The sequence below is a fragment of the Paenibacillus luteus genome (assembly GCF_006542765.1).
Lineage (GTDB): Bacteria > Bacillota > Bacilli > Paenibacillales > Paenibacillaceae > Pristimantibacillus > Pristimantibacillus luteus.
This window is the reverse complement of the sequence record NZ_SKCD01000033.1, coordinates 328,978-342,561: the sequence shown is the minus strand read 5'-3', so window position 1 is coordinate 342,561 and position 13,584 is coordinate 328,978. Positions and strand designations below refer to the sequence as shown.

Below are 13,584 nucleotides of genomic sequence, written 5' to 3'. Positions count from 1 at the left end.
CCTCCTTATCCTCATGGATTAACCTCTTAGCGAATAGATCTAGCCGCAGCAGCACGGTATTCCGTTGGGAGCTGACCAACATTTTCCCGAAACAGCTTGCTGAAATATTTATCATCCTCGAAGCCTACCAAATAGGAAATCTCATAAACAGGAAGCTCCGATTCGATAAGCAGCTGCTTTGCCCGTTCAATTCTCATGCTTCTTAACATGGCCCCGAATGGCTCTCCCGCGAATTTTGCAAAGCAGCGGCTGAAATAACCTCGGCTCATCTTCACATGATCCGCTACATCCGTCTGATTCAGCTTGACACTAGCCTCCGCCTTCATAAATAGGATCGCACGAATTAAACAATACATGACCTCTTTGGAGAAGCCGAGCTCCAGCATCCGGCGCTGCACCATGTCAGAGAAACGTCTCAGCCATATTTTCCAATCCTCCCAGCTGAGCAGCCCATCGATATCCCCCTGCAAATAAGCTGCATCCTTCTCACTCATCAGCAGCCTGCCCCAATCCCTGCAGAGCGCTGCTCCGAACTGTGCAAGCTTATCTGGCAATACATATTGCTCCTCTACTTGCCGTAGAAAAAGCTCCCAATCCGCTGCATATAACGACCATTTCAGCTCCAAGCCATCCGAAGGCTCTACCGAGGGTTGCTTTGTCTTTAACTGTGCGAGCTGAACCAATTGCGCGTATTCAACACAAGCCCAACCTTCTGCCGTAGCTGATTTGTAATTGTAAAAGATATATACAGGCATGCTTTGCTCGAGCTTTCGCTTTAGCTCCTCCAATGGCTGATTCAGCAGCCCTGACAGCATCACCGAGCGCCAGCTTCTCCCTAATGTTAGAGCTAGCTCACGCCGCAATTCCTGCTCAGATACGGAATGGATCAAGGGAATCACCCACATGCCTGTCAGCTCCAGCAAAGGATTTCGCTTAGTAATCGACAACCGAAACAGCTCGTTGCTGTCCGCATCCGGCAGATAGGCATACAATAGCAGACCTTCATCTGCCGGTATCCGTTCCTTGTCCACTCCCCTTGCATTGTCCCTTTGCGTATGCTGATCCCAGCCTAGACGATCCACAATGCGGCGCATCACGTCGTTTGCGTTATCCGGCTCCAGTAACGTTTTGACGATATAGTCAATCGCGCCAAGACGAAGCGCTTCTTGTACATAGTCGAACTCATGGTGACAGGTGAGCACGACGGAACGAACTCGCGGATGACATTGCCTAATGAGCTGGATCAGCTCGAAGCCGGACATGCCCGGCATCGTAATATCGGTAAACACAAGCTCCGCCCCTGTCTGCTCTAGCAGTTCGAGCGCATGACGCCCATCCGCTGCCTCACCGGCGATGGCAATACCGTAAGAAGACCAATCAAATAATGAAATAAAGCCCTTGCGCACCAGCCGCTCGTCATCTACAACGATCGCTTTAATCATCAAAGTCCTCCTTTGATTTTTGCGGAATAAGGATTGACACCCGTGTACCCTCCTCCAACTCGCTATCGATACGAAACTCCATTTGATCGCAATAGAAACGCTTCAGCATGCGGTTTACATAAGAGAGTCCTATTCCAAGGCCCGTCCGCTTCGCCTCGCCCTCCCCCGACAACAACTGCTTGATCCTCTCTGGCGCCATGCCCGAGCCATTATCCTCAACGCAAAGCAGCATTTGACCCACGCTAAATGGTGCAATCCGTATTACAATTTTCCCTGCTCGGTCACCCATGCCATGGTAGATCGCATTCTCTACGAGCGGCTGCAGCAAAAAACGGGGAACAGCAACCCTCAGCATCGTTTCATCCACGTCCAATTGAAAATCAAATTCATAATCGTATCGAATGCGCTGCAGCTGCATATAATTCGTCATTGCCTCAATTTCCTCGTTAACCGTGACGATCAAGCTTTGCTTGCCTAAATTATAATGAAGCACCTTAACTAACAAGGTGACGAGCTTATCAATCTCCTTCTGTCCATTCATCCTTGCCAGCCACTGAACCGTGTTTAGTGTGTTATGCAGGAAGTGAGGATTAATTTGACTGAGCAGCTTCTCAATCTCGAATTGGCTTTTTTGTTTTTCGTTTTCCGTAACAGCCGTAATGAGCCCGTTAATTTTATCCTTCATTTCTTGAAAGTTGGTTAGCAAGAAATCAAACTCCTCGACATGAGTAAACGTAACTGGACTTGTTCGGTTCTCAGCTAAACGAACAATCTCCACATTAACCTTGCGCAGCGGCCCATATACCTGCTTCCATATCGTCCAAGCTAACAGTATTGCGAACAAGAGCGTGGACAGGGCTAATATGATCATTTTTTTGAACCAAGAATAGATCTCACTGTTGTACACACTTTTGTTGACCGTCGTGATCAACGTCCAGCCCTGTTTGCTGGTATAGCGGAACAAATGATAACCTTCGAGCTCCTCATAAGGAAGTGATGAGCCGCTTTCCGCTGCCTGATGGATATATTCCGGCAAAGCCGTCTCCTCCATGTACGTCACACGCCCTTGCTCGTTTACGAGCAAATGGGCGACCTTCATTCCATAAGACTGCTGCTTCAATAAGTCTCGGAATAAATTATAGTTCGTTTCCAAATAAATATAGACCTGTTTATCGCCTTGTACACGTACAATTCGGCGTTCCGAAAACACGATATTTTCACTAGTGCTGTATAACGTCTTATGCGGGCCGGAATAGTTGGCACCATTGTAGGTAATAAACGCCGGCAGCGCATCGATGTCGATTGTGGTATTCATGCTAAGATTGGAAAACAGCACCGGGTCATCCTCTTCTGGCATGATATATGCGGTAAGCCCTAAATAGGGGTTCGTAAAATTGACTAAATTGATCTTCTCGTTAATGGAGCTCATCATTTGTGACTTAGCTGATACCTGCTTCTCCAAAATAAAAGTAGATACCTCCTCCACAATCTGCCCATCAAGCGCAAACTGCTTGGATGCAAAATCAAGATTGTTGATAGCGTTTTCAAGACTGACGGCCTCTTGAAGCTGGCTTGCGCTGATCCCGCTTTGAATTTTGTTCGCCAAAATGGAATAGATCGAGAAATAGGTAAGAACGCCGACCAGTATCAGCGGCAGCAAGCAGCCGATCATGAGATAGAGGATAAGCGTCCGTCTAAGCGATTTTGTGCGATGACGCATTTGCGAGACCGATTGTAAAGCCATGCTGCCCACCTGCTTCCTTGCCGAAGCTCTGTCCTTTAACGATTGGAAAAAACTTTCTTTTTTTCTAATCTTACAATTTGATCTCGTATTGTGCAACGAGAAAACCAAGCGGGAGAAAGAAAGACCCGCACATAGGCGGGTCGTCTCCTGCTGTTATCCAGCAGTAAGCCAATTACTTTTTACGGTATTCGAATACCTTTTTATTTTGCTCGATACCGAAGGCAAGCACTTCATCGTAGCCAAGTCCCTTCGCCTTATCGATCATTTCGCCACGAAGCTTCGTGAATTCCGCTTCATTTTTGGCAAACACCATTTTCCAGGAATACTGCTTGATGACATCTGCGACCTGTCCGCGTTTCTGTTCCAGCTCCGGACTTCTAATCTCAGGCGGCGTACCAGTGAAAATCATCTTGAGAACCGACAGCTTGTTGTTTTTCTCCAAATATTCCTTAGCCGTCAAAGCTCCGCCCATTGCATCGCGCCAGCTTTGTTCCAGCTTCGATGGCGATTTCTCCAGAACGGAGTTCCATAGGTTGTAATCGTACGGATCGCCGTTATCGGGGTTGATGTTCGTATTTTTAAAGGAAGTATTATTAAGCTGATTCATGCCATCCTTATACGAGCCGCCACCAAATTCCGCCGCTACAGGAGAATCATTAGCTGGAAGCGCTTGAACGCCGAAATCGGTTAGCACCGGCTTGCCATCCTTTAATTCCCAAGTTAAGCCTTCTGGTCCATTCGTGGAAATCATCATGCCCTCTGGGCTGTAAAGCCAATCGACCAATTCCAGCACGCGGTCAGGATGCTTCGCCTTGGAACCAATCGCCCATACGCGTTGGCCGCCATAAGGATCGTAACCGTAAGAGAATGTCCGCTCCTCGTCGAATGGCACGAGCGCGAAGCCTTTGCCTTCTGCCAAATGCTCAGCTGTGTTGTAGGTATCATCCAGCCAAGGGAACCAAGTAAATAGAAGCTGGCCGTCTTTCATTTTATTCACAACGTCATCGAACTTCTGAGTGATCGAATCCGGATCAACCAGCCCCATTTGATTCGCATCGTAATAAAGCTTGAGGCCGCGAAGATAGTAGCCATCCTCGTCGAGCACGCCTTGAATTTCTTCCTTGTCGCCGGATACGAGCGAGAAGCCGCCAGGGTTGAATCCATCTCCCTCATCGAAACCGTGCAAGCCGGCCCATGCCTTGGCTGCGACCATCATATTGCCATCCCAATCTGCCCACATCGAGAAGGCGTACGTTGGACGGCCGGTTGCGCTTTTTGGCTCCAGCTCTTGCATTTGCTTCAGCACGGGGAGATAGTCCTCCATCGTCTTGATCGCTGGACGACCCAGCTTCTCATACAAATCCCAGCGCAGGTTCGGGTGATACGTCAAATCCTTCGCTTCTGATGGGCCTGGCTTATCATCGCCGACATCGAAGCCGATGCCGTATACGCTGGAGCCTTTGCCAAAGTTGGCTTTATTCTTTTCAATGGCCTTCGGCGCGTATTTAAGAATATTTTTCCCTTTGTTATCAAGCAAGCCGTCCTTCGTCCAATCGACGAGCATGCCCGCTTCGATCGCAGTCAAATATTTCTCTCCGTCATCGCCGAACACGACAAGGTCGCCAAGATCGCCTGAAGCCATCATCGTAGCGAACTTCGTATCTCCGCCGCCCTCCAGATTAGAGGCAATAATGTTCAGCTTAATGTTGAATTTATCCTTGATCACTTTCGCAAACCAGCCGGTCTGCTCACCGGAGAAGTTGGAGAGCATGGAGAAAACGTCTAGGGTGATTTCTTCCTTCACTTCGGGCTCCGGATCTTTCGTACCTTCCGTAGGCTTGCTTGTCGCGGTACCGCTATCAGGATTTTTCGTCTTATTATTGTTATTGCTCGACGTACAGGCTGCCGTACTTACTACTAGCACGAGCGCCAACAAGACAACCAAGGATTTACGGATGGATAGCAATGCGGTGGCCTCCCTTTTTTTAGAAAAATACGCATTCAATCGTACTTGCTTTGGATTAGGTGTACTCATTTGGAACAATTGCCCTTCTCCCAGACGTTTGCTCCGCTCACCTCCCTTCATGCTCCAGGCAGAGGTCGTCACTTTGATATATGGGTTTACCCTTTAACCGCACCAATCATAATGCCCTTCACAAAATAACGCTGGAAAAACGGATAAACGAATAGGATCGGAAGCACAACGATCATCGATACCGTCGTTCGCACAGAAGTCGCCGTCTGCATATTGGTCAAATCGATCGTTCCGCCCGAGCCCTGCGAATTTCTTATAATGGCTGCCAGAGAGGTCGATTCGTTCAAATATTTGTAGAGCACGAACTGAAGCGTGTAATATTTGCTGTCCGTCATCAGAAACAAGGTATCCACAAATGAATTCCACTGGCTGACCGCTGCAAAAATCGCAATCGTCGCTGCAATCGGCGTAATAAGCGGAAAGATGATTCGGGAGAAAACCGTCAAATACCCTGCTCCGTCCATCTCTGCCGACTCCTGAAGCACCTCCGGGATCGATTCTACAAATGTTTTAACCAAGATGACATAAAACGGCGAAACGATAAACGGCAAAATATAAGCAAGGAAATTGTTCGTCAAATTCAGATTCATCATAATGATGTACCACGGGATAATGCCTGCGTTAAAATACATCGTAATAATGACGAAGCGGTACCAAAACCGTCTGCCCCACATCTTCTGTTTCGTAAATAGGAAACCGAGAAAAGCCGAGGCAATGACGGTAAGCAGCGTCCCGATGACCGTTCTTCCGACCGAAATCAGCGCTGCCTGAGAGAGTCCTTTCACTTGGAGCACTTCAATATAGTTCGTAAAATGAATCACCTTCGGATAAAAGGTGACGAGTCCTCTTGAGCTTAGATCATTGCTGCTGATCGTATTGATGAACAAGTAATAGAACGGGAACAGGCAGAGAACCATAAAGACTGCAAAAAACGTATAGTTTAAAGCATTGAACAACAAATCGCCGTACCGCTGTTGTCTAAGCGAGCGCATGCGCTTCCTCCCCTTCGATTAAATGATCGATTCGCCGCGGACAAGCTTGGACAAACGGTTGGCGAAAAACAATAAAACAATGCTAATAATTGACTTCAGCATGCTGACTGCCGTTGCGAACGAGAAGTTGAAGCCAAGCAAGCCGGTATTGTAGACGTAGAGATCGAGAACCTCAATCGTGTCGCGGTTCAGCGCATTTTGGAAGACAAAGTATTGCTCCATTCCGTTATTGATTAGGTTCGCAATGGAAAGCAGCAGCAGGACAAAATAGGTTGGCAGAATGCCCGGTACGGTAATATGCCAGATCATGCGAAAGCGGTTTGCTCCATCCACCTTCGCCGCATCATACAGCTCCTGGTCAATCGAGGCGATTGCCGCAATATACATGATGGCACCCCAGCCGAGCCCTTTCCAGAGCGCCCAAAGCGTCATTTTGATCCAAATAAAATCGCTGGAAGCCAGGTAGTTAACCCCGCCATCTTGAAGACCGAGTCCAATCATAACCTTGTTCACCACGCCATTATCGACCGAGAACATCATGAAAGCAATCGCATAGACGAGCACCCAGCTGATGAAGTTAGGTAGCGTCGTAAAAATTTGAACCGTTTTTTTGTACCAGGTCGTTTTGATTTCCGTTAGCAATATGGCGAAAATGACGGGACATACCGAGGTTATAATCCCGAGTCCGCTAATGGCGAGCGTATTTCGCATGACCCGCAGCACTTCCTGTGTTTGAGTCGGATTGGACACGATCGAGCGGAACCATTGCAAGCCGACGAACTGCGTATCGAATAATGAAAAACCCGGACGGTAATTGTAGAAGGCGTAGAGCCAGCCGTATAAAGGAAAATAGCTGAACACCAGAATGAGAGCGAGAAAAGGAAGCGCGAATAGAAACAGCCGGTAACGGTCCGGAATGTAGCTGCCGCTGCTGCGCGACAATGAGCTTTGTGGACGGATGACCGTCTTCATGTGATCCCCCCTGCTTGAAATGGTTGCCCCGCATAGGCCGCAGCCTTTCGCAGTAAGCGCTTACTGCTATTTACACTAGGCTTGCTGCGGCTGTGCTTTCTTCCTTCAGTGTAAAGGGATATGCGGCCTTGGCGAGAGGGACAGCGGTCCTCGGATGAGGGAATCTCGTCATGAAGTAGCGGACGAATTTCTTACCTTAGTGAACCATTTTCTTACTTTCAGAAAAATTCTTGAGACAAAAAAAGAGCCCTCCTCGCGCCAACAAAACTGGCGAACAAGGAGATGCTCTTTTCACTTATAAATGCACTGACTTATGTTTTAACAAAGTTACTTCTGACACAGTTGATTATAGGAGAAAACCCTGTTAAGTGCTCCTTTATGCTAGCATTCGAACAAGCATATCTCGATTGGAAAGCATAGTTGGATGCTTTGGATGATAGGATAACCCCTTCTCGTTATACTCGAAAGCTAATTTATTCTCACCCAGCTTTACATAACAAACGCACAACTGAATATAAGGCAACCACGTCCATGCCTCCGCTACAGAGGACGCCTCCCAGTTCTCCGGACGTGGCAATGCAATTGCCGCCTTTAGCCATGCTGCCGCCTCGGTCCAACTTTCCAAATCCATAGATTTTGAACCGAGCCTACAATATAGTTCTGCTCTGCTCAACGTTTTTACTGCTTCCAATAGGATAACCCTTCCTTGCTGTACCAGCCCACACCTGCCATAGTAGGCATCCAGTTCCAAAATCACCCGAACACGATTCTCCGTAACCCCTGCTCCTGTATTAATATATAACCTGAATTCTTCCATCGCAGCTGCTTCATATCCGTAAGATAATAGTTCCATTGCTTGTTGATAAAAGTGATTTATAGATTCAGTTGGAGGAGCAGCTGAAGCTTCGTCAGGGCCCCTTAAACAACTCTCATAATAACGTTCGACACCCGCAAGCTCCGATTCTCGGTAAATATGATAGGCTGGTCTGCTCGTCTCTACAAACATGCTAAGCCCCAATGCAGCAGCTCGCACACAGAAATGGCGGTCTTCCCCCCAGTAATTCAAGTTTTTTATTTCAGCAAAACTAACTCCTTTAAAAAGCGCGCTTCTGCTAATCAGGGTACACGCTCCTAATCCCCCTACTTCGTATAAGCCGGGCTTTCTCAACTTGAAAAAGAACCGTTGGGCTTGTATTGCTTTTTGCTCATTATCCTGTGCGTTCTGCCGAATGAGAGGATAGTGATCATACTCTCCATGCAACCAAACCTGGGGCATTTCAATTGTTTCAGGCTGCCATTTCGTCCAGAAAACGGTTGATACTAAATCCTTGTCTGTATGTAGAAGAACCTTTAATGTCTCGGGATGAAAAATGAGATCCGAGTCAGCAAAAAAAACATGCGAGTACAGCTCTTCTCTCGCTATCTCCAGGATTCTGTCTTTCATCCCGGCAACCTTCCAGATAATAGACTCCCTCCAATGATGCATATATTCATCACACTGATACACTTCATCTTGTTCTTGTGAAACAGAGAGAATCTTAATATTTTGCTCTGTAGAAGCAAACTCATTTAATATAAATGAGGAATGCGAATCGGTATTGTCATCGAAGAATAAATAATCCACCTTCATGCCCTGCTTCTCCATTTGGTGGAGCGATGCCAGAAAAAGCTTTAAAATGGCAGGGTTTTGCCGGATAGGGCTGCCTATTAAAATTTTAGGAATGCTCATCATTCTACCTCATTAGCAATTTATATTACCCGAAAGGATTATCCTGCATGAGCAGGTCGTACGTTCTCAGAAATTTTCACCTTCATAATATAGCGGCATACTTCCTCTTCCAGCCTCCTTACCATGTCGAGAAACATCTCATGTCCTTCGAACTGATATTCTTGAAGCGGATCATTGCCTCCATAAACCCTTAATAGAATACCTTGACGCAGCTGGTCCATCGCATCAATATGATCTATCCATTTGCTGTCAACCGCACGCAGCACGATAAACTTTTCGAATTGTCGCATTGCGATTTTACCAATTCGTGTTTCACGCTCTTCATAAACGTCTATGATCATATCCATAAAAAAGCGTATGATTTCATCCTTTTCTTTTCCCCACAATTGTGAGGAAGAAATTTGATCATCTGAAAATAAAACAAGGTTCACATAATCAGCTAATAAGGATATATCCCATTTTTCTGGAATTTCTTCACTTGGACAATGCTTATCGACTACTCGCTCAACAAGCGATCTAATCATTGCAATTACGATTCCTCGAATATGGTCTGACTGAAGAATTTCTTCTCGATCTCGATATATTCTCTCTCGCTGCCGATTAACCACCTCGTCATATTGCAAAACCATCTTAAGAGATTCAAAATTGGCCCCTTCCACAATACGTTGAGCCGATTCAATACTGCGACTAATTAAGCTTCCTTCGAGCGGTAATTCTTCTGAAAAACCATATTTCTCTAACATATCCGTTAACTGCTGCGACCCGAACCTGCGCATTAGTCCATCTTCCATTGATAAATAAAATTGCGTAGAACCTGGATCTCCTTGTCTTCCAGCGCGCCCACGCAGCTGGTTGTCTATTCTACGGCTCTCGTGTCGCTCCGTCCCAATCACATGCAAACCACCGAGTTCCGGTACACCATCGCCCAAGTTAATATCTGTGCCTCTCCCCGCCATGTTTGTGGAAATAGTAACGGCACCGCGCTGACCGGCGTTCCGGATAATTTCGGCTTCCTCCGCATGAAGCATAGCATGAAGTACTCTATGCTTTACTCCTTTCTCGTGAAGTGCGGCCGAAATAAACTCTGAGCCTTCAATCGACACTGTCCCAACCAACACGGGTTGTCCACACTTATGACGGCGTGTAATCTCCTCAATGAGAGCCTTGTATTTTCCATTTACTGTTTTGTAGATGACATCAGGATGATCTTTGCGGATATTAGGCCGATTTGTTGGAATCTCAACAACATCACGTCCATAGACATGTTTGAACTCCCCTTCCTCCGTCCTAGCTGTACCTGTCATTCCCGCGAGCCTTGGATATACGCGAAAATAGTTTTGAAGCGTAATTGAAGCTTGCATCATGCTTTCGTTCTGAAGATCAAGCCCTTCTTTTGCTTCAATCGCTTGATGGAGACCATCACTGTAACGACGTCCGAGCATCAAGCGTCCAGTGAACTCATCAACGATGAGTATTTCATTGTCTTGCACTACGTAATCCACATTTCTTTTTAACATATGCCTAGCACGTAATGCCTGATTGATATGATGATTTAAAAGCATATGCTCCTGCGAAAAGAGATTGTCCACCTCAAACTCCTGCTCCGCTTTCCTAACGCTAGCTTCTGTAAGAACAATGGTTTCCATCCTGGAATCGATTGTGAAATCATCATCCTCTTCCAAACGACCAGCAAAACGATCTGCCTTATTATAGAGATAAGTGGATCTCTGAGCTTTTCCGGAAATAATTAACGGGGTACGAGCTTCATCAATGAGAATAGAGTCTACTTCGTCAATAATTACATAATTAGGGGGACGTTGTACGGTCTGATCCTCAAAAAGTGCCATATGATCGCGTAAATAATCAAATCCGAACTCACTGCATGTTCCGTAAGTAATGTCGCAAGCATATGCACGCCGTTTCATTTCAAGACCAGTGCCATTAAGCGTACAGCCTACGCTAAGACCCAAAAACCGGAACAACTGCCCCATTTCCCTGCTATCACGCTGAGCAAGATAATCATTGACCGTTACGACGTGGACGCCATTTCCAGCCAGCGCATTCAAATATACCGGGAGCGTTCCGACCAGCGTCTTTCCTTCTCCTGTTTTCATCTCAACGATTTTGCCTTCAAAAAGCGCTATCCCACCCATGATTTGTACGGTAAAGGGTCTCATGAACAATACTCTCCTAGATGCTTCTCTAACCACAGCAAATGCTTCAGGAAGTATATCAGTCAACTGTTCTCTCTTACTTAGTCGCATTTGAAATTCTGCTGTTTTGGCTTTTAACTGATCATCATCCAGCTTGGAGATATTAAATTCCATGGAATCAATTTTTGCTGCTATTTTAGACAAACGACGCACTTCACGTTCATTGTTATCTTCAAAAATCCTCTTTACCATTCGAATCATCGGAATGTCCCTTCCATTCTAATTATCATCGTAATTCGTCTGTAATGGAGTCATATAATATTGTGTTTCTCCCGAGTTATTAGAGACATTTTGTCTCCTTAGAGCACGTTTCTTTAACACTAGCCAAATCTGGCTTGCTATATAAATGGAAGAATACATCCCTACTAGCAGTCCAATCGTCATTGCCAGAGAGAATAATCGAATGGATTCACTGCCCCAGATCAAAATCGCGATACAAGCAAACAATACACATACAATTGTATTTACGGAACGAGTCAAGGTTTGATTAATACTTATATTCACAATACGGGTTAAATCCTCGGCAGTGCTTGCACGTGTGAAACGCATATTTTCGCGTATTCTATCAAAAATGACAACCGTATCATTAATGGAATAACCGATGATTGTCAGCATTGCCGCAATAAAAGGGAGATTCACTTCAAGTTGAAAAAAAGAAAATACACTGATTACAAAAAATACGTCATGCAGCAATGCAATGATCGCGCCCATGGCAAAACGCCATTCAAAACGGAAACATAAATACAATAGAATACCTAAACTAGAGAGTAATACGGCAAAAGCAGCTTTACCAGCGAACTCTCTTGCAATTTCGGGATCTACCGTATTCTCTTCTTTGCCAATTTTCTCTCCAAAAACGGAAGAAAAACTGGAAATTATCCTCGAAGAATCCTGACCATCTGGATTCAAAACCTCATCGAATCGCATGGAAACATGATCTTGATTTGAACCGCCTACTGTTAAAATGGAAGGCTCGTATCCAGCCCTATGTATAAGCGCTTCAGCCTCCTCTTGGCTCACTGGGTCCGGCAATATGATATCAAGCGCAGTGCCTGCTTTAAAATCAACTCCATAGTTCATATTTTGATAGAGAAGACTTATAACCCCTAAAATAGTCACGATCATGGACGTCCAAAAGAACATTTTTGTCCGGCTCACAAAATCGAAGGAACGATGAAGCGTTGGAAGTTCAACCGCTTCACTCCGATTCGTCCTTTGCTCAGGTTTTACACCAAACCAACGGATATCTCTGAAGAGATTTGAGCTTATAAGCATGCGAAGCAACCATTGAGAGAAATAAACATTAGTCAAAATACTAAGTCCTATGCTCAAAATCAACGTTATAGCAAAACCTTTGATCGAGCCGGAGCCCAATGAGAACAACACGAATCCAGCGATTAACGTAGTTACGTTAGCATCCATAATTGTACGAAATGAATGTTTAGAACCTGCTTTTAAGGATGACAGCAAGCTTTTTCCCGTCCTCAATTCTTCTTTGAGACGTTCATAGGTAATAATATTCGCATCCACTGCCATACCGATGCCCAGAACAAAAGCAGCGATACCTGGCAGAGTCATCGTCGCTTGCAGTAAATTGAAGCATAATAATAGAAGCCAGCTGTATGTAATGAGCGTCAAACTTGCGACTAAACCTGGAATTCGATAAAAAATAAGCATAAATAAAAAAATAAGTACGGAGCCGACAGCCCCTGCTTGCAGCGTCTGGTGAAGCGACTGCTTGCCTAGCGATGCACCTACTGATTGGTTAAATTTCTCTGTCAATTGTAGAGGAAGAGCACCCATATTTATAATGTCCGCAAGTTCATGCGCATCATCAAAAGTAAAGTTCCCCGTTATTCGCAACAATCCATTGGTCATAACAGCCAAAACGACAGGATCCGTAAGTATTTTATCATCCAGATTAAAACTTATTTTCTGATTTAACAATCTAGTAGATATTTCTTCCAAGCGAGCCTTATCCTTAACTTCCACTTGAATGTTAGGCTTTCTCATATCGTCATAAACAACTTTAGCTGCACCCTCTATGAAATCGGTACCTATCAGCTCAACAGAATGATTTGGTCCCGTAACAGTTAACTCCGCAGGTTTTTTCAACAACTCTCTTACCTTCGCTTCATTATCTACACCTGCTAGCCGGACCCGAATTCGGTTAGTTCCTTCTGTCCAAATCTCAGGCTCGGCAGTTCCAAGCGCATTAACACGCTTCTCCAAGCTTTTGGCTGTTTGCCGTAAATTATCCAGAGTAACCTCATTTCCACCTTCTACCGCTGCTGCTTCATATAAAATTTCAAAGCCGCCTTTTAAGTCCAAGCCAAGCCGCACCTGAGCGACAATATCAGACATTGTAAATGCAATAAGAATAAGTGTCAGAAATACTGTTATGCAAAAAGCGGTAACTCTTTTAACCACCATTACAGTCAATCTCCTTACTCTGTT

The 13,584-nt window shown here is 45.4% G+C and carries 8 protein-coding genes; all 8 read right to left on the bottom strand.

Annotation, left to right across the window (positions count from 1 at the left end; translation table 11 throughout):
* Positions 1–26: 26 nt before the first annotated feature.
* The 8 genes from E0496_RS23730 to secD all read right to left on the bottom strand — a co-directional run bounded on the left by E0496_RS23730 (position 27) and on the right by secD (position 13,560).
* A complete protein-coding gene (locus tag E0496_RS23730) occupies positions 27–1,442 on the bottom strand; it encodes a response regulator transcription factor (RefSeq protein ID WP_141504233.1) in 1,416 nt (471 codons plus the stop codon).
* Positions 1,435–3,186, bottom strand: coding sequence for a sensor histidine kinase (locus tag E0496_RS23725; RefSeq protein WP_141504232.1), 1,752 nt, complete (start codon positions 3,184–3,186; stop codon positions 1,435–1,437). Before E0496_RS23725 ends, E0496_RS23730 begins: the two co-directional genes overlap by 8 nt.
* 172 nt (positions 3,187–3,358) lie before the next feature.
* Positions 3,359–5,221, bottom strand: coding sequence for a type 2 periplasmic-binding domain-containing protein (locus tag E0496_RS23720; protein ID WP_141504370.1), 1,863 nt, complete (start codon positions 5,219–5,221; stop codon positions 3,359–3,361).
* An 86-nt stretch (positions 5,222–5,307) separates the two neighbouring features.
* On the bottom strand, positions 5,308–6,213 hold the full coding sequence (locus E0496_RS23715) for a carbohydrate ABC transporter permease (RefSeq protein ID WP_141504231.1): 906 nt from the start codon (positions 6,211–6,213) through the stop codon (positions 5,308–5,310).
* Between the two features lie 18 nt (positions 6,214–6,231).
* The gene (locus tag E0496_RS23710) at positions 6,232–7,185 is read right to left on the bottom strand and encodes an ABC transporter permease (protein ID WP_141504230.1); all 954 of its coding nucleotides are present in this window, start codon (positions 7,183–7,185) and stop codon (positions 6,232–6,234) included.
* 376 nt (positions 7,186–7,561) lie between these two features.
* A complete protein-coding gene (locus E0496_RS23705; RefSeq protein WP_206669842.1) occupies positions 7,562–8,815 on the bottom strand; it encodes a glycosyltransferase family 2 protein in 1,254 nt (417 codons plus the stop codon).
* A 137-nt stretch (positions 8,816–8,952) separates the two neighbouring features.
* Positions 8,953–11,328, bottom strand: coding sequence for a preprotein translocase subunit SecA (secA, locus tag E0496_RS23700; RefSeq protein ID WP_141504228.1), 2,376 nt, complete (start codon positions 11,326–11,328; stop codon positions 8,953–8,955).
* 18 nt (positions 11,329–11,346) lie between these two features.
* Positions 11,347–13,560 carry a protein translocase subunit SecD gene (gene secD, locus E0496_RS23695; protein WP_141504227.1) on the bottom strand — a complete coding sequence of 738 codons (2,214 nt, stop codon included), beginning with the start codon at positions 13,558–13,560 and terminating at the stop codon, positions 11,347–11,349.
* Positions 13,561–13,584: the final 24 nt, after the last annotated feature.